Annotated in this window: 20 protein-coding genes; 7 read left to right on the forward strand and 13 right to left on the reverse strand. The window is 72.8% G+C overall.

From position 1 onward, the window contains the following. Positions 1 to 10 precede the first annotated feature (10 nt). The 5 genes from E1264_RS11945 to E1264_RS11965 form a co-directional block, all read right to left on the reverse strand. Positions 11 to 991, reverse strand: a complete 981-nt coding sequence (locus tag E1264_RS11945; RefSeq protein ID WP_207935866.1) for a tetratricopeptide repeat protein — start codon at positions 989 to 991, stop codon at positions 11 to 13. 29 nt (positions 992 to 1,020) lie between these two features. After that, positions 1,021 to 1,842 carry an ABC transporter permease gene (locus tag E1264_RS11950; protein ID WP_132172648.1) on the reverse strand — a complete coding sequence of 274 codons (822 nt, stop codon included), beginning with the start codon at positions 1,840 to 1,842 and terminating at the stop codon, positions 1,021 to 1,023. Continuing rightward, a complete protein-coding gene (locus E1264_RS11955; protein ID WP_132172649.1) occupies positions 1,839 to 2,765 on the reverse strand; it encodes an ATP-binding cassette domain-containing protein in 927 nt (308 codons plus the stop codon). The genes E1264_RS11950 and E1264_RS11955 overlap by 4 nt, the downstream gene beginning before the upstream one ends. Before the next feature lie 132 nt (positions 2,766 to 2,897). Then, positions 2,898 to 3,683 carry an IclR family transcriptional regulator gene (locus E1264_RS11960; RefSeq protein ID WP_132172650.1) on the reverse strand — a complete coding sequence of 262 codons (786 nt, stop codon included), beginning with the start codon at positions 3,681 to 3,683 and terminating at the stop codon, positions 2,898 to 2,900. A gap of 106 nt (positions 3,684 to 3,789) precedes the next feature. Beyond that, positions 3,790 to 4,413: a DUF4360 domain-containing protein gene (locus E1264_RS11965; RefSeq protein ID WP_132172651.1), complete on the reverse strand. Its 624-nt coding sequence runs from the start codon at positions 4,411 to 4,413 to the stop codon at positions 3,790 to 3,792. Positions 4,414 to 4,692: 279 nt separating this feature from the next. Between E1264_RS11965 and hutH the strand changes: the two genes are divergently transcribed. Genes hutH through hutI form a run of 5 tightly spaced genes read left to right on the forward strand, consistent with a single transcriptional unit; the run spans position 4,693 to position 11,697 of the window. Then, a complete protein-coding gene (gene hutH / locus E1264_RS11970) occupies positions 4,693 to 6,237 on the forward strand; it encodes a histidine ammonia-lyase (protein WP_132172653.1) in 1,545 nt (514 codons plus the stop codon). A 38-nt stretch (positions 6,238 to 6,275) separates the two neighbouring features. Further along, positions 6,276 to 7,931 (forward strand): urocanate hydratase, encoded by a 1,656-nt coding sequence (hutU, locus tag E1264_RS11975; RefSeq protein ID WP_132172655.1) that lies wholly within the window; start codon positions 6,276 to 6,278, stop codon positions 7,929 to 7,931. Beyond that, entirely contained in the window at positions 7,928 to 9,133 is a 1,206-nt protein-coding gene (locus tag E1264_RS11980) for an allantoate amidohydrolase (protein WP_243710877.1), read from the forward strand. The genes hutU and E1264_RS11980 overlap by 4 nt, the downstream gene beginning before the upstream one ends. 9 nt (positions 9,134 to 9,142) lie before the next feature. After that, entirely contained in the window at positions 9,143 to 10,495 is a 1,353-nt protein-coding gene (locus tag E1264_RS11985; protein WP_132172657.1) for a formimidoylglutamate deiminase, read from the forward strand. A gap of 5 nt (positions 10,496 to 10,500) precedes the next feature. Continuing rightward, entirely contained in the window at positions 10,501 to 11,697 is a 1,197-nt protein-coding gene (gene hutI, locus E1264_RS11990) for an imidazolonepropionase (protein ID WP_207935867.1), read from the forward strand. Between the two features lie 256 nt (positions 11,698 to 11,953). Here the strand turns inward: hutI and E1264_RS11995 are convergent, their stop codons facing one another. The 3 genes from E1264_RS11995 to E1264_RS12005 all read right to left on the reverse strand — a co-directional run bounded on the left by E1264_RS11995 (position 11,954) and on the right by E1264_RS12005 (position 14,733). Beyond that, positions 11,954 to 12,463 carry a flavin reductase family protein gene (locus tag E1264_RS11995; protein ID WP_207935869.1) on the reverse strand — a complete coding sequence of 170 codons (510 nt, stop codon included), beginning with the start codon at positions 12,461 to 12,463 and terminating at the stop codon, positions 11,954 to 11,956. Beyond that, a complete protein-coding gene (gene sppA, locus E1264_RS12000) occupies positions 12,448 to 14,151 on the reverse strand; it encodes a signal peptide peptidase SppA (protein ID WP_132172659.1) in 1,704 nt (567 codons plus the stop codon). The genes E1264_RS11995 and sppA overlap by 16 nt, the downstream gene beginning before the upstream one ends. A 93-nt stretch (positions 14,152 to 14,244) precedes the next feature. Continuing rightward, positions 14,245 to 14,733, reverse strand: coding sequence for a PaaI family thioesterase (locus tag E1264_RS12005; RefSeq protein WP_243710879.1), 489 nt, complete (start codon positions 14,731 to 14,733; stop codon positions 14,245 to 14,247). Between the two features lie 119 nt (positions 14,734 to 14,852). Here E1264_RS12005 and E1264_RS12010 point away from each other — a divergent pair, with 119 nt between their 5' ends. Then, positions 14,853 to 15,710 carry an NUDIX domain-containing protein gene (locus E1264_RS12010; RefSeq protein WP_132172661.1) on the forward strand — a complete coding sequence of 286 codons (858 nt, stop codon included), beginning with the start codon at positions 14,853 to 14,855 and terminating at the stop codon, positions 15,708 to 15,710. On the opposite strand, the gene E1264_RS12015 is transcribed toward E1264_RS12010, so the two are convergent. The 3 genes from E1264_RS12015 to E1264_RS12025 all read right to left on the reverse strand — a co-directional run bounded on the left by E1264_RS12015 (position 15,707) and on the right by E1264_RS12025 (position 18,891). Continuing rightward, positions 15,707 to 16,081 carry an ACT domain-containing protein gene (locus E1264_RS12015; RefSeq protein WP_132172663.1) on the reverse strand — a complete coding sequence of 125 codons (375 nt, stop codon included), beginning with the start codon at positions 16,079 to 16,081 and terminating at the stop codon, positions 15,707 to 15,709. The two genes, E1264_RS12010 and E1264_RS12015, sit on opposite strands and share 4 nt — an antisense overlap. A gap of 7 nt (positions 16,082 to 16,088) precedes the next feature. After that, entirely contained in the window at positions 16,089 to 18,320 is a 2,232-nt protein-coding gene (gene glgB, locus E1264_RS12020; protein WP_132172665.1) for a 1,4-alpha-glucan branching protein GlgB, read from the reverse strand. A 352-nt stretch (positions 18,321 to 18,672) separates the two neighbouring features. Beyond that, complete coding sequence (locus tag E1264_RS12025; RefSeq protein ID WP_132172667.1) at positions 18,673 to 18,891, reverse strand: hypothetical protein; 219 nt, start codon at positions 18,889 to 18,891, stop codon at positions 18,673 to 18,675. 202 nt (positions 18,892 to 19,093) lie between these two features. Here E1264_RS12025 and E1264_RS12030 point away from each other — a divergent pair, with 202 nt between their 5' ends. Continuing rightward, the gene (locus E1264_RS12030; protein ID WP_243710880.1) at positions 19,094 to 19,861 is read left to right on the forward strand and encodes a GntR family transcriptional regulator; all 768 of its coding nucleotides are present in this window, start codon (positions 19,094 to 19,096) and stop codon (positions 19,859 to 19,861) included. Positions 19,862 to 19,877: 16 nt separating this feature from the next. Here E1264_RS12030 and E1264_RS12035 read toward each other — a convergent pair whose 3' ends face one another. Both E1264_RS12035 and E1264_RS12040 read right to left on the reverse strand, forming a co-directional pair. Beyond that, positions 19,878 to 21,314, reverse strand: coding sequence for a phosphotransferase (locus tag E1264_RS12035; protein ID WP_132172669.1), 1,437 nt, complete (start codon positions 21,312 to 21,314; stop codon positions 19,878 to 19,880). A 7-nt stretch (positions 21,315 to 21,321) separates the two neighbouring features. After that, positions 21,322 to 21,737: alpha-glucosidase C-terminal domain-containing protein (locus tag E1264_RS12040; protein ID WP_207935868.1), on the reverse strand; the 416-nt coding region annotated here is incomplete at its 5' end.

Here is a 21,737-nt window from a genome sequence, read left to right on the forward strand (position 1 = left end):
GCGTCCGGCGTCACTCTCGCTGGATCCGGCGGGCCGCGGCCACGAGGTCGGCGGGCAGCCCGTGCGCGTCGCAGGCCCGGTCGATCAGCAGGTCGCGGTACGCGTCGTCCGGCACGCGGGGCGCCAGCCGGACGAGTTCGCCGAGATCGGCGGCCGAACCGTGGAGCCGCGCGCGGTACGCCGCCCCGGCCGCGCGCAGCGTGATCTCGTCCGGCTCGTGCTCCAGACCCCGCGCGACCAGGCGGACGGCTGCGGCGTAGTCGCCCAGCTCGGCGCGCGTGTCCGCCAGGTCGAGGCACAGCGACCAGTTGGACGGGTCCGGGGCGAGTGCACGCTCGAAGGCCGCCGCCGTCTGCGCGGGGTCGCCGAGCTTGCGCCACGTCCCCGCGCGCACGACCTCGGTCAACATGATCCGCTCGATGGCGTCCGCCCGGTCGCAGAAGGCGAACGAGGCGCCGGTGCGGCCACAGGCCCGCAAGAAGATCGCCATCCTGGCCAGCGCCTCCGGCACCGGCCGCCGTGCGGAGACGACGTCGAGGGCGTGGAACCACGGCCGGAGCCGCTCCCGCATGGCGTCGCTGTCCAGATCGTGGCCGTGGTCCGTCGTCCGCATCGCCGCCTCGGCCAGCGCCCCGGCGCTCACCGCGCCGAGGAATCGCTCACCGCCGAACCACGGGGCCCGCGCCCACGCGACGGTCGGCTGGACGCCCGTGACGGACCCGATCGCCATGGCGGCGTCGTCCATGTCGTCCTCAAGGAAGCTGATGAACGACCGGGCCAGCACCGTGTCCATGGTGGCGGCGTCCTGGACGATCTCGGTGATCTCCGCCCGCCTGTCCCGGTGGAGGTCGGCGAGCACCGTGTACGGCTCGTCCTCCTCAGGGGCGGAGGCGATCGCGTCCGCCAGGAAACGCACCGCCGACCGCACGTCACCGCCGCAGTGCGCCATCACCTGCGCGAGGGCGATTCCACCCGTAGCCCTACGATCCACCCCACGACCCTAGCGGCTGGTCACCGCGATCAGGCGTCGCGGCGGCGAAGGACGGTGATCCCGCCCCAGAGGGCCGCCGCCGTCCAGGCCCCGAGGATCCCCACCGCCACCGCCGCCGGGTAGGGGCCGTCGCCGTTCAGCAGGTATCGCCCGGCGCTGCTCGGCAGGCCGTCCGCGACGTCCATGAGCAGCTCCGAACGGCTGTTGGCCAGCATCACCGGCAGCACCATGACGAAGAGGAAAGCGGTGGTCAGCGTTGCCGCGGTGCTGCGGAGCATGGCCCCGACGCCGAGGATCAGCACGCTCAGCACCGCCAGGTAGAGGCCCGTCATCAGCGCGTCGTGGACGACGTCGCCGGCGTCCAGGTGTCCCCATCTCCCGAGGACGGGGTGCGCGACCGCCGTTCCCACCAGGGCCAGGAGCACGCCGGACGGGAGGATGACCGCCGCCGCGACGGCCGCCTTCGCCGCGAGCATCCGGCCTCGCGCGGGCACGCATTGGAGCGTCGCGTGGATGCTTCCCGTCGCGTACTCGCCCGTGATCATCAGGATCGCCAGCGCCAGGATCACGAACTGCACCATGTCCATCGAACCCGTGGCGATGTCGCTGACCGAGACCACTCCGGGGTGTTCCTCGACGCGTTCATCCGTATTGTTCGACACGGTCACCTGCGCCATGACCAGGCACAGCAGCACCATGAGCAGGGCGGCGGCGGCCAGGCCCCACCATGTGGAACGGAGCGTCCACAGCTTCGTCCATTCGGCCGCCAGCGCGCCCCTCATGCCTCCGCCGGACGCGCCGCCGGACGCGGTTCCGATCTCGACGCTCACCGTTTCCGTTCTGGTGGTCATCGCAGTGCCTCCGCCCCCGGCATCCCGGTGCCGTACTCCACGCTGGTCCCGGTCAGGTCCATGTACGCCTCTTCCAGCGACGCCTCAACGGCGCTCAGTTCGAGGACGGGGACGCCCGCCTCGTACGCCATGAGACCGACCCGGTCGACCGGCAGGCCGGTGACGCGCAGTTCGCCCTCGTCCGTCCGGCGCACTTCGGCGCCGACGGCGGAGAGGCGCTCCGCGAGGTCGGACGCGCGGGGGCTGCGCACCCGGACCGCGTTCCCGGAACCGCGCGCGATGACCTCCGCCATGGGCGCGTCGGTGAGCAGCCGCCCGCGGCCGAGGACCACCAGCCGGTCGGCCGTGAGCTGCATCTCGCTCATCAGGTGCGACGACACGAACACCGTGCGGCCCTCGGCGGCGAGCCCGCGCATGAGCCGCCGGACCCACAGCACCCCGTCCGGGTCGAGGCCGTTCACCGGCTCGTCGAACATCAGCACGGCCGGATCGCCCAGCAGCGCCCCCGCTATCCCGAGGCGCTGGCGCATCCCCAGCGAGTACGAGCCGACCCGCCGTCCGGCGACCGATTCCAGCCCGACGAGGCCCAGCACCTGATCCACGCGCGCTCTCGGGATTCCGTTGCTGCGCGCCATGGCCAGCAGATGCGCCAGCCCCGACCGGCCGGGGTGCACCGAGCCGGCGTCCAGCAGCGCTCCGACCTCCCGTATCGGACGCGGCATTCCCGCATAGTGACGGCCGCCGACGAGCGCCTCGCCCGCACTCGGGCGGTCCAGTCCCACGATCATGCGCATCGTGGTGGATTTCCCGGCGCCGTTCGGGCCGAGGAACCCGGTCACCTTTCCCGCCGCGACCTCCAGTGACAGGTCGTCCACCGCCGTCTTGTCCCCGTACCGTTTCGTCAGTCCCCGCAAAGTGATCACTCGGGTTCTCCCGCCCGACCGTCCAGCATGACGAGCCCGAACCTAGGCGGCCGGAAACCCCCGCCACACTGCCCGGACGCCACCCCTCACCCCTGACTTTCGTCAGGAGGGCATCACGGGGCATGTTCCGGGTCAGGCGGAGGGGAGGCGCCCGTTCAGGCGGGTCGTGAGGGTGGCGGCGGTGGTACGGGCTTGCTCGGCCAGCGCCGGCCACGTTTCCTCGGGGTGGTCCTCGCGGCGGAAGGTGATGGTGATGGCGGCCGTGGGGTGGGCGGTGTGGTCGAAGGCGCAGGCGGCGATGCTGGCGAAGCCCTCGGTGATGTGGCCGTCCTCGACCGACCAGCCCCGGCGGGAGTCCTCGGAGAGGGCGCGGCGCAGGTCGGTGAGGGTCGCCGGGCCGCGGCCGGTGCGGCTGATGAACGGGGCCGAACGGGTGGCGGCGGGGGCGGTGAACAGGGCGCGGATCTGGGCCGGAGGCAGGTGGGCGAGCATGGCGCGGCCGCTCGCGGTGAGGTGGGCGGGCATCCGGACGCCCACGTCGGTGACGAGGGCGGCGTGCCGGGCCGGCTGCTCCTTGAGCAGGTAGAGGGTCTCCGGGCCGTGCAGGATGCCGAGCTGGACGATCTCGCCGACGCGGTCGACCAGGCGGCGGAGCAGGGGCCGGGCCAGGCGTTCGAGGGGCTCGTGCCGGAGGTAGGCGGAGCCGATCTCGAACGCCCCGACGCCCAGGCCCCAGCGGCGCTCCTCGGGGATGTAGGTGACGAAGCCGTCCCCAGCCATCGCGGTCAGGAGGTGGTAGGTGCTCGACCGGGGCAGGTCGAGGGAACGGCCGATCGAGGACGCGGGCAGGGGGCCGGGCGCGGCGGCCAGCAGGCGCAGGACCGCCAGGGCGCGGCGGGCGGCCGGTACCTGGGACATGCGCCCATTGTCTCGTATCTGAGACGGACGCCCCCGGCCCGGCCCCGCTCCACCGGCTGCCTCCGGGCTCCGCCGGGGTCGCCCGCCTGCACGGCGCGGGCTCACGTCATGGACAGGTCTTCCAGCCGAGGTGGTAGGACGTCCTGAGGTCGGAGTTCAGGCCGAAGGAGTTCGGCTTGGACGTGTCGGGGGCCGTCACGCGCAGTTCGGTGTTGAGATTGAGATTCCGCTCTTCGCCGCAACCCGGCCAGAGGAGCTGAATCAGTCTCTCGGTGAGCCGCCATTCCCCTGCGAGTGGGCCGCGAATCTCTCTCCTGATGGGGCCGGTCGACGGAGATCCCGAGAAATAGAACAGGGATTTGACGGTACCGGTCGCCGCGGGCTCCAGGTGGCCGGAGCCGTGGAAGTCCACCCTTTCCACCGTGTATGTGAGGCCCTCCGGGACGGTGACCTTCAAAGCGACCTGGCAGTTCTTGCGGGCGTCCGTCGGTTTGGCGTCGCCGCCGGTCCTGGCCGTATAGCCGCTGTATTTGATGGTGAAACCGTCCGGCACGGGGGTGGCGGTGACGGTCCCTGGCGGGCATCCCGAGCCGACGAGGGTCGCGATTTCGACCGCGGGGGTGATGGGGGCAGGAGGTGCCGGCGCCGCGGATGCGGGCGCGAAAGTCAGGGCGAGTGAGGCCAGAGCGACGCTCAGTATCGCGGTCGCCCTGGTTCTGGGATGCGTCATGTGCGGACTTCCTGGTGAGGGGATTGGTCAGGGGATTGCCTGCGGCCGGTGCGGCTGCCGCTTTCACCGCGACCCGGAACCCCATCAAGATTAATTTCACTGAAATTCGGATGCAATGGTGAATTTCTCTTCTGTTATCGCGTTCAACGCGGAGATGATCGAGTCGGCGCCCGGCCGGACCGGGGGAGGCGGCGGTGTCTCGTATCTGAGACACCTTCGCCGGGCGGGCCCTCGTCCAGCGGCCCGCGAGGCGCTGGAATGGTGGGTATGAGCTTTGACATGGGGGTCAACGGTGTGCGGGTCGGGCCGGAACCGCTCGGCTTCGCGCAGGTCGCCGCCGTGGCGCGGGGCGGGGCCAAGGTCGCGCTGACCGACGAGGCGCTGAAGCTGATGGGTGAGTCGCGGGCTCACATCGAGGAGCTGTCCGCGCGCCCGACGCCCGTCTACGGCGTCTCCACCGGGTTCGGGGCGCTCGCCACCCGGCACATCGCCCCGGAGATGCGGGCGCAGTTGCAGCTGAACATCGTCCGGTCGCACGCGGCGGGGTCGGGGCCGGAGATCGAGCGGGAGGTCGTCCGGACGCTGATGCTGCTCAGGCTGCGGACGCTCGCCACCGGACGCACCGGGGTCCAGCCCGCCACGGCGCGGACGCTGGCCGCGCTCCTCAACGCCGGGATCACCCCCCAGGTCTTCGAGCACGGAAGCCTCGGCTGTTCCGGGGATCTCGCGCCGCTCGCGCATGTGGCGCTGGCGTTGATCGGCGAAGGATCGGCCAGGGACGCCGGCGGGGTGCTCAAACCGTCCGCCCAGGCATTGGAGGAGGCCGGGATCGCGCCGGTCACGCTGGGCGCCAAGGAGGGGCTCGCCCTCCTGAACGGGACGGACGGCATGCTCGGCATGCTCGTCCTCGCCATAGAGGACCTGCGAAGCCTCCTCACGGCCGCGGACGTGGCCGCCGCGATGACCGTCGAGGCCCTGTTGGGCACCGACCGCGTCTTCGCCGCCGACCTCCAGGAGCTGCGGCCGCATCCGGGGCAGGCGGCGTCGGCCGCGAACCTGCGGGCGCTGCTCGGCGACTCCGAGATCATGGAGTCGCATCGCGGGCCCGACTGCACGCGGGTCCAGGACGCCTACTCGCTGCGCTGCGCCCCGCAGGTCAACGGGGCCGCCCGCGACACGCTCGCCCATGCCGAACTGGTGGCCGGGAGGGAACTGGCGTCCGCCATCGACAACCCCGTGGTGCTGCCGGACGGGCGGGTCGAGTCCAACGGCAACTTCCATGGCGCCCCCATCGCCTACGTGCTCGATTTCCTCGCCGTTCCCGCGGCGGACGTCGCGTCGATGTCGGAGCGCCGCACCGACCGGATGCTCGACAAGGGACGCTCCTACGGGCTGCCCGCCTTCCTCGCCGACGACCCCGGCGTCGACTCCGGGCACATGATCGCGCAGTACACGCAGGCGGGGATCGTGTCGGATCTGAAGCGCCGCGCCGCGCCCGCGAGCGCCGACTCCATCCCGAGCTCGGCCATGCAGGAGGACCACGTGTCGATGGGCTGGAACGCGGCCCGCAAGCTGCGCCGCTCCGTGGAGGGGCTCGCGCAGGTCATCGCCATCGAGATTCTCACCGCCGCGCGGGCCCTCGACCTGCGCACCCCGCTGCGTCCCGGGCCGGCGACCGCCGCGGTCGTCGCGAGGTTGCGGGAGGCCGTCCCGCCGCCGGGCCCGGACCGCTACCTCGCGCCCGAGATCGCCGCCGCGACCGAGATGGTCCGGGACGGCTCCCTGGTCGCCGCCGCCGAAACCGTCACCGGCCCGCTCAGCTGAACGAGCCCTTCCGAATCCGCTCTCACGAAGGAGCCGAGATGTCAGGTCCACGTCCCGTCCGCGCGCCGCGCGGCACGTCGCTGACCGCCGCCAAGGGCTGGCCGCAGGAGGCCGCCCTGCGCATGATCCAGAACAACCTCGACCCCGAGGTCGCCGAGCACCCCGACGAGCTGGTCGTCTACGGCGGGTCAGGGAAGGCGGCCCGGAGCTGGGACGCGTTCGACGGCATCATCAGATCGCTGGCGGATCTGGAGGGGGACGAGACGCTGCTCGTCCAGTCCGGCAAGCCGGTCGGGATCTTCCGGACGCACGAGTGGGCCCCCCGCGTGCTGATCGCGAACTCGAACCTGGTGCCGCAGTGGGGGACGTGGGAGGAGTTCCGCCGCCTGGAGTCGCTCGGCCTGACCATGTTCGGGCAGATGACCGCCGGGTCGTGGATCTACATCGGGACGCAGGGCATCCTCCAGGGCACCTACGAGACGTTCGCGGCCGTCGCGGAGAAGCGGTTCGGCGGCTCGCTCGCCGGGACGATCACGCTGACCGCCGGGCTCGGCGGGATGGGCGGCGCGCAGCCGCTCGCCGTGACGATGAACGGCGGCGTCGCGATCTGCGTCGAGTGCGACCCGTCCCGGATCGAGCGGCGCGTCCAGCACCGGTACTGCGACGTCGAGGCCGCGAGCCTGGACGAGGCGCTGCGGCTCGCGGAGGAGGCGAAGGCGGAGCGGCGCGCGCTGTCGATCGCGGTGCTCGGGAACGCCGCCGACCTCGTTCCGGAGCTGCTGCGCCGGGGCGCGCCGATCGACATCGTCACCGACCAGACCAGCGCGCACGACCCGCTGGCCTACCTGCCGCGCGGCGTCGAGTTCGGCGACATGGCCGCCGAGCGCGACAAGGACCCGGCCGCGTTCATCGACCGGGCCCGGACGTCGATGGCCGCGCACGTCGAGGCGATGGTCGGGTTCCAGGACGCGGGCGCCGAGGTCTTCGACTACGGCAACTCCATCCGCGGAGAGGCGCAGCTCGCCGGTTACACGCGCGCGTTCGAGTTCCCGGGGTTCGTGCCCGCCTACATCCGCCCGCTGTTCTGCGAGGGCAAGGGCCCGTTCCGGTGGGCGGCGCTGTCCGGCGACCCGGCGGACATCGCCCGCACCGACCAGGCGATCCTCGACCTGTTCCCGGACAACGAGCCGCTGAGCAGGTGGATCAGGATGGCGCGGGAGAAGGTCCACTTCCAGGGCCTGCCGTCGCGGATCTGCTGGCTCGGCTACGGCGAGCGCGACAAGGCGGGCGAGGTGTTCAACGACCTCGTCGCGCGCGGCGAGATCAGCGCGCCGATCGTGCTCGGCCGCGACCATCTCGACTGCGGGTCGGTCGCGAGCCCGTACCGGGAGACCGAGGGCATGAAGGACGGGTCGGACGCGATCGCCGACTGGCCGCTGCTGAACGCGATGCTGAACGCGTCGTCCGGCGCGACGTGGGTGTCCATCCACCACGGCGGCGGCGTCGGGATCGGCCGCTCCATCCACGCGGGCCAGGTCTGCGTCGCGGACGGGACGGCCCTCGCCGGCGAGAAGCTGCGGCGCGTCCTGACCAACGACCCGGGGACGGGCGTCATGCGGCACGTCGACGCGGGCTACGAGCGCGCCGAGGAGGTCGCCGCGGAGCGGGGCGTGCGCATCCCGATGCAAGCATGAGCACGAGCTTCGAGGAGATGTGGGCGGCGCTGCTGCCGGTCGGCCGGGACGAGCCGACCGGCGGCTACCACCGGTTCGCGTGGACGCCGCCCGAGCTCGAATGCCGCGCCTGGTTCCTGGACGAGGCGCGCCGCCGCGACCTGGACGTCGAGCACGACGCCAACGGCAACATGATCGCCTGGTGGCTCCCGGGCGATGGGACGCGCGGCGACGCCGTCCTGACCGGGAGCCACCTGGACTCGGTGCCGGGCGGCGGCGCGTTCGACGGGCCGCTCGGCATCGTGTCCGCGTTCGCCGCCGTCGACCTCCTCCGCGAGCGGGGCGCGGAGACAACGCGGCCGATCGGGATCGCGGCGTTCGCCGAGGAGGAGGGCGCGCGGTTCGGGGTCGCGTGCCTCGGGTCGCGGCTGCTGTCCGGGGCGATCGACCCGGCGCGGGCCCGCGGCCTGACGGACGCGGACGGCCGCACGTTCGCCGAGGTCCTGCACAACGCCGGATTCGACCCGGAGGCGATCGGCCCCGACGACGACCTGCTCGGCCGCATCGGATGCCTGGTCGAGCTGCACGTCGAGCAGGGCCGGGCGCTGGAGGAGCCGGTCGGGGTCGCGAGCGCGATCGTGCCGCACGGGCGGTGGCGGTTCGACTTCGCGGGCGAGGGCAACCACGCCGGGACGACCGGGCTGCCCGACCGGCGCGACCCCATGCTCCCGTTCGCCGCCATGGTCATCGCCGCGCGGGAGGCGGCCGAGCGGAACGGCACCGTCGCGACGGTCGGGAAGGTGCGGGTCGTGCCGGGCGGGGTGAACGCGATCGCCTCGTCCGTGACCGGCTGGCTGGACGCGCGCGGGCCGGAGGACGACGCCGTCCGGCGGACGGTCGCGGAGGTGGACGAGGCCGCCCGCGTCGCCGCCCGCCCGCACCGGGTGAGCGTCGATCTCGCCGAGGAGTCCTATTCGGAGATCGTCGACTTCGACCACGCCCTCCGCGACCGGATCGGCGCGACGCTGGGCGGCGTCCCCGTCCTGCCGACCGGCGCTGGGCACGACGCGGGCGTCCTGTCGGCGCGGCTTCCGGCGGCGATGCTGTTCGTCCGCAACCCGACCGGGGTCTCGCACGCGCCCGCCGAGTACGCCGAACTCCCGGACTGCCTGGCCGGGGTCGAAGCCCTCGCGGCGGTACTGGACGATCTGGCCTGCGGGTAAGGATTCGGTATGCAATGGCATGCACAGCTGGCCTGGCTCGGAGACGGCGTGGCGGCCGACGTGCTCATCGAGGCCGACGGCGAGCGGATCACGCGCGTCGCGCCCGGCGTCCCCGCCCCGGACACCGCGCAGCGCCTGCCCGGCCTGACGCTGCCGGGCCTCGCCAACGCGCACTCGCACGCCTTCCACCGCGCGCTCCGCTCCCGCGTCCAGGCCCACTCCGGCACTTTCTGGACGTGGCGCGAAACCATGTACAAGGTCGCCGACCGCCTCGATCCCGGCTCCTACCGCGCGCTCGCCGCCGCCGTCTACGCGGAGATGGCCCTCGCCGGGATCAGCTGCGTCGGCGAGTTCCACTACCTGCACCACCGGCCGGGCGGCGACCCCTACGACGAGCCGAACGCGATGGGCGAGGCGCTGATCGCCGCCGCCGCGGACGCGGGCGTCCGGATCACGCTCCTCGACACCTGCTACCTCGCGGGCGGCATCGGCGAGCCGCTCAAGGGCCCGCAGCTCCGCTTCGGTGACGGCACCGCCGGGAACTGGGTTCGCCGCGTCGGCAGCCTGCACGAGGAGACCGGCAAGGCGGGACGGCTCCACGCCCGCGTCGGCGCCGCCATCCACTCCGTCCGGGCGGTGCCGCGGGAGCAGCTCAGCGCGGTCGCGTCGTGGGCGAAGGAGCACCGCGCGCCGCTGCACGTCCACCTGTCCGAGCAGCCCGCCGAGAACGAGGCGTGCCTGGACGCCTACGGCATGACCCCGACCCGCCTGCTCGCCGAGTCGGGCGCCTTGGGTGCGCTGACCACGGCCGTCCACGCGACGCATCTCACCGGCGAGGACATCGGCCTCCTCGGGACGACGATGACCGGCGTGTGCATGTGCCCGACCACCGAGCGGGACCTCGCCGACGGCATCGGCCCGGCCCGCGACCTCGCGAACGCCGGTTCGCCGGTCTGCCTCGGCTCCGACCAGCACGCCGTCATCGACCTGTTCGAGGAGGCCCGCGCGGTCGAGCTGGACGAGCGGCTCCGCACCCGCGTCCGCGGCCACTGGACGGCCGGGGAACTGCTCGCCGCGGCCACGTCCAACGGCCACTACGGGCTCGGCTGGCCGGAGGCCGGACGGCTGGAACCCGGCGCGTACGCGGACCTCGTCACCGTCGCGCTCGACTCCGTCCGCACCGCCGGAAGCGACGGGTACGCCGCCGAGGCCGCCGTGTTCGCGGCGACGGCCGCCGACGTCCGGCATGTGGTGGTGTCGGGGCGGCAGATCGTCCACGACGGGCGGCACCTGCTGATCGACGACGTGCCCGGCGCGCTCGCCGAGGCCATGGCCGCCGTCACCGCACCCGACCCGGAGTGACGCGAATGCCACGTGAGACCCTGCCCAGGGTGAGCACCCTCATCACGAACATCGGAGAGCTGGTCACCAACGATCCCGCCACCGGCACCGGCCTCGGCATCCTGCGCGACGCCGCGCTGGTGATCGAGGACGGCAAGGTCGCCTGGACGGGCCCGGGCGCCGGGGCGCCCGCCGCCGACGCCTCGTTCGACGCCGCCGGACGCGCCGTCCTCCCCGGGTTCGTCGACTCCCACGCGCACCTCGTCTTCGCCGGTGAGCGCGCCGAGGAGTTCGCCGCCCGGATGAGCGGCCAGAAGTACGACGGCGGCGGCATCCGCACGACCGTGGACCGCACCCGCGTCGCCTCCGACGACGACCTGCGCGCCACCGTCCGCCGCCTCATCGGCGAGATGGCCCGCCAGGGCACGACGACCGTCGAATGCAAGTCCGGGTACGGGCTGACGGTCGAGCAGGAGGAGCGCGCCGTCCGCATCGCGGCGGAGTTCGCTGACGAGGTCACCTACCTCGGCGCGCACGTCGTCCCCACCGAGTACAAGGGCGACACCGCGGGCTACGCGCGCCTCGCCGCCACCGACATGCTCGCGGTGTGCGCACCCCACGCCCGCTGGGTGGACGTGTTCTGCGAGCGGGGAGCCTTCGACGCCGACCACGCCCGCGAGATCCTGAAGGCGGGCGTCGCGGCGGGGCTGCGCCCCCGCGTCCACGCGAACCAGCTCACCGAGGGCCCCGGCGTGCAGGTCGCCGTCGAGGTGGACGCCGCGTCCGCCGACCACTGCACCTTCCTCGGCGACGCCGACGTGGACGCGCTGGCGTCGTCCCGCACGGTCGCGACGCTCCTGCCGGGCGTCGAGTTCTCCACCCGCCAGCCCTACCCCGACGCGCGCCGCCTCCTGGACGCGGGCGCGACCGTGGCGCTCGCCAGCGACTGCAACCCCGGCTCCTGCTACAGCTCCAGCATGGCGTTCTGCGTCGCCGTCGCCGTCCGCGACATGCACATGACGCCCGCCGAGGCCGTCTGGTCCGCGACGGCGGGCGGCGCCCGAGCGCTCCGCCGCACCGACGTCGGCCACCTGGGAGTCGGCGCGCGCGCGGACGTCCACGTGCTGGACGCCCCGTCCCACATCCACCTCGCCTACCGCCCCGGCGTCCCCCAGACCGCCGCCGTCTGGAAGGCCGGCCGCCGGGTGGAACTCCGCTCGTGAGGGTGGACGAGGATGCCGAAACCGATGTCGGTCCCGCACGACGCCGTCTCGTTGTTGCGGATCTTCGTCCAGACCCCTTTCGTCTTCCACAGCCCCGCCGGGACACCGCCTTCATCCGGTGGGCGCACGAGGGCGAGGCTTGGACGTCCGCCGGGGCGCGTCCGGTGACCGTCGAGCATCTCGACGGGACGGTGCGGGCGGTCCGGCCCGGCGGCATGCTCAAGGTGACGGGGAGCCCGCTGCTGATCCGCTGACCTCAGCCGGGCCGGCCGGGGTCGAGGTAGCGGCGGTTGACCCTGATCAGGGGTTTCTCGTCGCGGGCGATGTAGTCGGCGGCGAGGACCTCGGCGATGAACAGGGTGTGGTCGCCCGCCGTGACGGTCTGGCGGGTCTCGCATTCGAGTGCGGCGAGGCCCGACTCCGGGATGAGGGCGCCGGAACGGTCACCGCGGTGGTGCGGCGCGCTCGCGAGGAGGATGCGGGCGCTCGGGCGCCCTTCGGCGGCGAACCGCCCGGCCAGCGCGCGCTGCCCGGACGACAGCACGGTCGCGGCCCAGCGCTCCCGCCGCCCCAGAACCTCCGTCAGGTACGACGACGTCGCCACGCTCGCGACCACCAGCGGCGGTTCGAGCGACACCGACATGAACGACGTCACCGTCGTGCCGAGGTCGTCGCGGCCGTCGCGGACGGTCAGCACCACCACGCCCGTGGCGAAGCTCGCGACCGCCTCGACGAAGTCGGTGCCGGCGGTCAGCGGATCTCCCAGGTGCCCGGCAGCGTCAGCGGTCCGGCGGCGGGCAGGCCGAGCCGGGCGGCGAGGCCGCCGAGCGAGCCCCAGGCGTCGAAGCGGGCGGACGCGGCCGTGCGGTCCTCGCTGGACTCCGGCGGGCGGAGCCGATCCAGCGGCGAGGTGTGCGGGTACACCCGGACCGGGGCGTCGGCGGCGAGGCCGGACTTCTTGCGGGCCAGGTCGAGCGCCAGGTCGATGCCGCCGAGCTCGTCGACGAGGCCGCGCTCCTTGGCGTCGGCGCCCGTCCAGACGCGGCCCCTGGCCAGCTCGTGGACGCGCTCGCGGGACAGCCCGCGCCCCTCCGCGACCCGCGCGGTAAAGTCGTCGTAGATCTTGTCGAGGGACGCGTTGACCCGCTCCCACTCGGACTCGCTGAAGTCCTTCGTGGCGCTGAACATGCGGGCGTGGTCGCCGTCCGCGACGCTGCCGAGGCCGATCCCGATCCGGTCGAGGAGCCCGTTCACCAGCGCCTTCCCGGCGACGACGCCGATCGAGCCGGTGAGCGTGCCCGGCTGCGCGACGATCGTGTCGGCGGCGGCCGACACGTAGTACCCGCCGGACGCCGCGACGTTGCCCATCGACACGATCACGGGCTTGCCGGCGCGGCGGGCCAGCACCACCTCCCGCCAGATCGTGTCGGACGCGACGGCGGAGCCGCCCGGGCTGTTGACGCGGAACACGATCGCCTTGACCCGGTCGTCCTTCACGGCGGCGCGGAACGCGGCGCCGATCGTGTCCGAGCCCATCGCGGGACCGGAGTTCGGGAACGGGCCGCCCCGGCCGCTGCGGCCGAGCCGGATCGGGCCGTGCCCGTTGATCAGCGCGACGGCGTCCTGCCGGCCGGGCTGCGGGAGCCGGGCCGCCAGGCCGTGCGCGCGGTTGTAGCGGGACACGTAGCGAAGCTGCGCCTCCTCGCCGAACTCGGCGCGCAGGTCGGCGTACACCTCGTCGCGGTAGCCGAGCCGGTCGACGAGGTTCTCCTCCAGCGCCTCGTCGGCGAGGAGCGGGCCGCGGTCGGTGAGCTCGCGGACCTTGTCCTCCGGGAGGCCGCGCCCGGCGGCGATCCCCGCGGTGATCTGCTCCCCGAGCGAGTCGACCAGGCGGCGCGACGACTCCTCGTGCTCCGGCGTGTACGCCTTCTCCATGAAGGTGTTCGCCATGGTCTTGTACTCGTGCCGCTTGGCGAACCTCGGCTGCACGCCCGCCTTCTCCAGCGCGCCCGCGAGGAACGGCTCCTCGATCGCGACGCCGGTCAGCCCGACCTCGCCGGTGGGCTGCAGGTACACCTTGTCGAACCCGGTGGCGAGGTAGAACGGCACGGTGCCGCGCCCGCCCTCGCCGAACGTCTCCGCCCACGCGACGGTGAGCTTGCCGGCGTCCCGCAGGGCCTGGACGGCCTCGCGCAGTTCCTGGACGAGCGCCAGCCCGATCCCGCCGGACACCTTTACGACGAGGGCGCGCACGCGGGTGTCGGAGCGGGCGCGGCGCAGGCCGTCGAGGACGTCGCGCAGGTTCGTCCGGCGCATGGACATGATCGCCGAGATCGGGTCAGACGGCGCGACCTCGACGATCCCCTCGGTGAGGTCGAGTTCGAGGATCAGCGGGGCCGTCCGCCGGTCGCGGGCCTGTTTGATGACGTTGACGACGTTGCCGGGATCCACCATGGGGCCCAGCCTATGCGTTCGGACGCGGTCCTCCCCGGGCCCGCCGTCCCGCCGGGCGGGCCGCGGCGGCCCGCGGCCGGCCGTGGCGGGCGGTCAGCGTGCGAAGGCCTTGTTCGGGATCACGCTCGCGGACGCCTGCGCCAGCGTGCGCCCGCACGCGTCGGCGACCACGCCGTTTGACACCATGCGGGTGCTGCCGGGATGCACGCACGTCCCGGTGACCGTGTACGTCTCGCCCGCCCGGACGGCGCGCAGGTAGTCGACGTTGAGGTTCAGCGTCAGCATCGGCATGAAGTGCTCGCAGGTGCTCGTCGCGGCGAGGCACACCGCGTTGTCGAGGATCATGGCGATGTAGCCGCCGTGCACGGTGCCGCCGGGGTTGCAGAGCTTCTCGGACGGCGTCCAGGAGATGACCACCCGGCCGGGCCCGGCGGAGACCAGGACCTGCCCGATGTACTGGTTGACGTCGGAGATCTCGGGGAACTCGCCGTCCGCCATGGCCTGGATCAGCTCCGCGCCCGACAGCGTGTTCCACAGTTCGGCGGCCCGCCGGTGGGCCTCGGGGCCCGCCTCGACGCTCAACTTCGCTCCCTCGGCTCGGGTCGACGAATGGAATGCTATTCGGTGATCACGAGCACGGTGCTGTGCCCTTCGTCACGGACACCGGCGGGGGCGGGCGGGCCGGCGGATATCGTCGTCGCATGGGCGACGGCGACGGCTGGGCGGACTGCGACCTCGGGCACACGCACTGGGGCCGCTTCGGCGCGTCCGGCCTGCTCGCCTACCACCGCGACGCCGATGGCGTGCTGTGGGTCCTGCTGCAGCAGCGCGCGTGGTGGGGGATCGGCGGCGGGACGTGGGGCATGTTCGGCGGCGCCCTGCACAGCCACGAGGACGCCGTGACCGGAGCCCTGCGGGAGACGTCCGAGGAGTGCACGCTCGACGTCGGGGCCGTGACCGTCCACGGCACGAGCGTCGAGGACCACGGCGGATGGTCGTTCACGTCCGTCATGGGCTCGCTGGCCGAGCACGTTCCCGTCGAGCCCGCGTCGAGGGAGACGCGCCGCGCGGAATGGGTCCGCGCGGAGGAGGTCACCGGCCGGAAGCTGTTCGCGCCGTTCGCGCGGTCCTGGCCGCGGCTCCAGGACGCGATGAAGGGGCTCGTCCTCATCGTGGACGCGGCGAACGTCGTGGGCGCCCGCGCCGACGGCTGGTGGAAGGACCGGGCGGGCGCGAACGCCAGGCTCCGCGACGACCTGAAGGTCCTCAACGAGGGCGTGCAGGGCGTCCCGGACGGGCTCGTCCCGTTCGACCGCTGCTTCCCGGAGATCGTCCTGGTGGTGGAGGGCGCGGCACGGGGCGTCGCCGACGAGCCGGGGAACGGGGTGCGGGTCGTGGCGGCCCGGGGCAGCGGCGACGACCGGATCGTGGAACTCGTGCGGGAGGCGCGGCCCGACACCGTCCACCTGGTGGTGACCGCCGACCGGGAGCTGAGGGCCCGCTGCCGCGCCGCCGGAGCCGCCGTCACCGGCCCGCGCTGGCTCCTCGAACGCCTCTAGCCTCGGGCTTGCGTCTCCACCCGGTGGCCGGCGTCGCTGAGCGCCGTGGTCGCGTCCTTCAGACGGTGCTCGGGGACGAGGACGAGGTCCGCGTGATAGGTCGACGCGACGAAGACGGAGATCCCGGCGGCGGCGAGCGGCCCGACGACCGCGGCGAGCATTCCCGGTGTGTCGAGCCCATGGCTCGCGTCGCCGTAGAAGCCGACCCAGCGTTCCGTCTCAGCGAACGGTGACGCGTCCCTGACCACGGTGAGCCCTTCGGGGGCGCGCACCAGGGCGATCCACTCGTCGTCCTCGGGGAAGGTCGCGTTCGGGAGGTGCTCCACCGTGAACTGGGACGGGACGACGTGCAGGCGCTGCGCAGTGGTCATTCCGCCATTATTCAGGGACGAGCCACACCGCGCCCATGGGCGGGACGCGCAGCACCGTCGACGCGGGAAGGCCGTGCCAGGGTTCGGCGGTCGCCTCGATGCGCCCGAGGTTGCCGACGCCGCTGCCGCCGTACTCGAACGAGTCGGTGTTGAGGATCTCGCGCCAGCCGCCCTCGCCCGGCAGCCCGAGCCGGTAGCTCTCGTGCGGGTTCCCGGCGAAGTTGACGACGCACGCCAGGACGGGCGGGGCGCCCTCTTGGGGCGGCGTCCCGTAGCGCAGGTAGGAGAGGGTGTTGCCGCCGGCGTCGTTGCCGTCGATCCAGCGGAAGCCCTCATGGTCGCTGTCGCGCGTCCACAGGGCGGGCTCGTCCCGGTAGGTGTGGTTCAGGTCGCGGACGAGCCTCTGCATGCCCAGATGGTGGGCGCCTTCGGCGGCGTTCTCCAGCAGCCACCAGTCGAGCGGGCGCTCCTCCGCCCATTCGGCGCCCTGCCCGAACTCCTGCCCCATGAACAGCAGTTGCTTGCCGGGATGCGACCACATGTAGGCGAGGAGCGCGCGCAGCCCCGCGAACTGCTGCCACGCGTCGCCCGGCATCTTGCTCAGCAGCGACCCCTTGCCGTGGACGACCTCGTCATGCGACAGCGGCAGGACGTAGTTCTCCGAGAACGCGTACACCAGCGAGAACGTGATCTCGTTGTGGTGGTAGTGCCGGAACACGGGCTCGTGGCGCAGGTATTCGAGCGTGTCGTGCATCCAGCCCATGTTCCACTTGAACCCGAATCCGAGGCCCCCGAGGTGCGTCGGGCGCGAAACGCCGGGCCACGCCGTGGATTCCTCCGCGACCGTCATGACGCCGGGGTTGCGCTTGTAGACCGTCGCGTTCATCTCCTGGAGGAACGAGATGGCCTCCAGGTTCTCGCGCCCCCCGTAGATGTTGGGCGTCCATTCGCCTTCGTTGCGCGAGTAGTCGAGGTACAGCATGGAGGCGACGGCGTCCACGCGGAGCCCGTCGATGTGGAACTCCTCCAGCCAGTACGACGCGTTCGCCACCAGGAAGTTGCGGACCTCCGCGCGGCCGTAGTTGAACACCAGCGTCCCCCAGTCGGGGTGCTCGCCGCGCAACGGGTCGTGATGCTCGTACAGGGCGGTGCCGTCGAACCGGGCCAGCGCCCATTCGTCCTTGGGGAAGTGGGCGGGGACCCAGTCCATGATGACGCCGATACCGGCCTCGTGCAGGCGGTCGACCAGGTGGCGGAAGTCGTCGGGGGAGCCGAACCGCGAGGTCGGCGCGTAGTAGGACGTCACCTGGTAGCCCCAGGACGGCCCGTACGGATGCTCGGCGACCGGCAAGAGCTCCACATGCGTGAAACCCATCTCGCGGACGTACGCCGTCAGTTCGTCAGCGAGTTCCCTATAGCTGAGCCCCGGACGCCACGAACCGAGATGCACCTCGTACACGCTCATGGGCTCGTGAAGCCAGTCGCGCTCCTTGCGGGCGTCCATCCATTCGCCGTCGCCCCATTCATAGGACGAGGTGAAGACGCGGGACGCCGTCGCCGGAGGATGTTCCGTCCACCGCGCCATGGGGTCTGCCTTGGCGCGCACCACGCCGTCCGCGCCGAGGATCTCGAACTTGTAGCGGGTGCCGTCGCCGACGCCGGGGACGAACAGCTCCCAGACCCCGCTGGAGCCGAGCGACCGCATCGGGTGCCCGCGCCCGTCCCAGTGGTTGAAGTCGCCGACCACGCGCACGCCGCGCGCCGTCGGCGCCCACACCGCGAACGCCGTCCCGGTGACCGTGCCGAACGCGGAGGCGTAGCCGCGCACCTGCGCGCCGAGCGCCCGCCACAGCTCCTCGTGCCGTCCCTCGCCGATCAGGTGCAGGTCGAGCTCGCCGAGCGTCGGCAGGTGCCGGTACGGGTCGTCCTGGATCGTCTCGGCACCGTCCTCGTAGCTGACGGCGAGGCGGTAGTCGGGGACGGCGAGGGGCGCCTCACCGCCGTCATCGCCCGCCAGCGACGCACCGGCGGGCAGCGTCCCGGTGAACAGACCTTCGTGAAAGTGGCGGAGCGGAAACCGGTCGCCGCTCGGCAGGACGACCTCGACGCGCTCGGCGAGCGGCCGCAGCGCCCGGACCGTGACACCGTCGCGGCCCGGATGCGCGCCGAGCACGCCGTGCGGATCGTGGTGCTCGCCGCCGACGAGCCGGTCGATCTCCGCGCGCGTGACCCGTGCCATGCAATGACTGGTGCCCCGAGATTCGCCGATCTCACGTCCGCGGGGAAGCTGTTTCCGGGAGCTTGAAACTTTCCGGGACGGGACGCCCATGGCGGGAACTTCTCGGCCCGGAAGGCGCGGCGGGCGCGTGTTGCGACCGCACGGGCGGCGCGACTCTTTGTCGAGGGGGTCGCGCCGATTAGCGCCGCCCGTGCGGCCACGTCTACCTGGCCCCAGCGGTGACATCGACCCCACCGCCGTGGGCTCCATTCCTGTGTCACCTCAGCGACAGAGGTACCTGCCGTACCGGAACGCCCCGGCCCGGTCCGCCCCCGCTCGCGGACCGGGCCGCGCCGTTCCCCATCACGCCGCGTCACCTCTCTCCGCGCTCCTCGCGCGTCTGGTCGATCAGCAGCCGGCGCAGCCCGACCGGCTCGTCGGCGGCCACCGTCATCGCGTATCCCGCCTGGAGTTGCGCGTCGCTGAGGTCGCCGCTGCGCGTCGCGTACCAGCGCCCCGCGTCGCTGCGCCACACCTGCCAGCCCGGAAACTCCTCCTCGATGGCCGCCTTCAGTTCATCGAAGTCGCCCATCAAGGTCGTCCTTTCCCCGAGGCCGCTCTTCTGTATACAAAAGTCTTACTCGGGCCGAGAGGTGTCAAGCTGTCCGTAAGCGGACCGTGCCCCCGCGGATAGCGCGAAGAAGGTATGGATCAAGGGGAGGGGCGGAGCAGGATCGAACGCCGCGTCGAACGCCAACTCGAACGGCCGGATGGCGCGCCCGGAAGAAGGGGAGGTGACGCCGGTGCCGGACCGTCCCGCCTACCTGCGCATCGCCGACACGCTGCGAGAGGGGATCCGGGACGGCAGCCTTCCACCAGGGACCCGGCTGCCGACCATCGCCGAGTTGTGCGAGACGCACGGCGTGTCGGAGATCGTCGTACGTCAGGCCGTCGCGCTGCTGCGCGGGGAGGGGCTGGTCGAGACGCGCCGCGGCGGCGGCACGCTCGTCAAGGTCGTCCCGCCCGCGCGCCGGGTGGCGATGGATCGCTACCGCGCCGTGACCAGGCCCATGGCGGTTCCCGAGACCACCTTCACCCGCGACCAGAAGATCACCTGGGAGGAGTACCGGCTCGACCGGCTGTTCACCCGGGTGCGGGCGGACGACGAGCTCGGCGCGCTGTTCGAGCTGCCGGCCGGGACCGAGCTGCTCCGCCGCCGGTTCGTCTTCTACTCGCGCGGCGAGCCGCAGCAGATCTCCGTCAACTACCTGCCGTGGGACCTCGTCGGCGACACGCCCGTCTCCGACCCGGCCCGCGAGCCGTGGCCCGGCGGGACGCTCGCGCAGCTCGCCTATCTCGGGCGCCCGCCGACCCGCGTCGAGGAGGCCGTCCGCTCCCGGATGCCGACCCCCGAGGAGGCCGAGACGCTCCGCATGACCCGCGGCGTGCCCGTCCTCGCGATCACGCGGCGGCTGCTGTCGCGCGACGACGTGATGGAGGTCTGCCGCGACATCGTGCTGCCCGCCGACCGGGTCGTCCTCGACTACTCCATCGACCTCTGACGCGTCGCCCCGCGCGTCAGCGGGCGAGGTGGGCGAGGGACCTGAGCGGGACGGGCAGCCAGGCCGGGCGGTTCCGCGCCTCGTACCGGACCTCGTAGACCGCCTTGTCGAACTCGAACGCCCGCACCAGCGCCGCGTGCGCGGCGGGGTCGGGCCCGCCCGCCGCGGCGTACCCGTCGCAGAACGCCTTCCGGTTGCGTTCCGCCCAGGCCCGGGCGCGCAGCTCCAGCGCGTCGGCGGTGCCCGGCGGCAGGTCGCCGTCCCGCGCGATCAGGAACCGCGCCGCGTACTCGAAGGACCGCAGCATCCCGGCGACGTCCCGCAGCGGGTGCGCGGGGGCGCGGCGTTCGGTGGGGGTGCGGGCGGGCTCGCCCTCGAAGTCGAGCAGTACCCAGCCGGTATCGGTGCGCAGGACCTGCCCGAGGTGGTAGTCGCCGTGGACGCGCTGCACCGGCAGCGCCCGCGCCCCGGCCGCGACCTCGTCGAACGCCTCGCGGAGCGCGTGGGCGTGCGGCCGGATCTCCGGGACGGCGGCGCTGACCTGGTCGAGCTGCTCGTTCATCGCGTAGACGGTCTCCCGCACCCGGGCCTCCGTCGCCTGGGTCACGCCGAACGCGGCGGCGAGATCGCGGTGCACGGCGGCGGTCGCCGCGCCGAGCCGCTCCGCCTCGGCCGCGAAGTCGCCTCCCGCGGTGCCCGCGTCGCCCGCCGTGAACGTCCGGCCTCCGGGCCCGGCCGGCGGCGGGGGCTGCGCCAGCCAGTCGCGGACGCTGGTGAGCGCGAGCTGCCAGCCGTCCGTCCCGCTGGGCAGGTACTCCGAGAGGAGGGCGAGGGTGGTCGGTTCGTCCGCGGCGCCGTCCGTCCCGGGTTCCAGCTCGATCCAGCCGTGCGCGGCCGGGACGTGCGCGGAGCCCCTGCGGCTGAGCGCGAGGTTGACCTCCAGGTCCGGGTTGACGCCGGGGGACAGGCGGCGGAAGAGCTTGAGGATGTGGGTGTCGCCGAAGATCAGCGAGGTGTTGCTCTGCTCGGCGGTGCCGGGCACGCCGTCCAGTTCCGTGCGGATGCCGACGCCGGGCGCGCGGCGGAACTGGAGGGGGCCGATGGTGCTCGCGTTCGCCATGTGCGCGAGCAGCGGGCGGGTCAGCTCCGGGTCGTGGACGGCGTCGTACACGTGCCCCTCGATCCCCTGCTCGCCGGTCAGCCGTCCGATCCCGACATGCCGCAGCGGGTCGGGCAGCTCGCGCCGGACGCCGAGGAGTACCTGGTAGCGGTCGACGGTGCCGCTCTGGCGGACGTCGAGGATGAGGTGGTGCAGGGCGGGGTCGCCGGTGCGGAGTTCGGTGGCGGTGCCGATGGACAGGTCGTCGATGGGGCCGTCCTTGCCGCCGAACCATCGCTGCGCGGGCAGCCAGCCGGCCAGCAGCCGGACGAGGGAAGGGGCGGACGGCGCCACGGCTACCTCACTCCTTCTCCTGGGGGTGCTCCGCGGGCGGCGGCAGCAGGAACCAGTAGAAACCGTGCCCGGGAAGGGTGAGCAGGTAGGGGAGTTCGCCGATGGCGGGGAATTGGACGCCGCCCATGCATTCGATCGGCGTCGATTCCCGGAACCGGCGGAGGTCGAGTTCGACGGGCTGCGGGAAACGCGACAGGTTGTTCACGCAAAGGACCGTGTCCATGCCGCCCCACTGGTTGCCGTCCCCGCCGTTGATCTCGCGGGTGAAGGCGAGGACGGAGGGGTTGGAGGCGGAGAGTTCGACGTAGGCGCCGACGCCGAAGACGGGGTGGCGTTGGCGGATTTCGATCATTTTGCGGGTCCAGTGGAGCAGGGAGCCGGGGTTGTTGGCTTGGGCTTCGACGTTGACGGCTTGGTAGCCGT

This window comes from Actinomadura sp. KC216, assembly GCF_004348535.1.
Classification (GTDB): domain Bacteria; phylum Actinomycetota; class Actinomycetes; order Streptosporangiales; family Streptosporangiaceae; genus Spirillospora.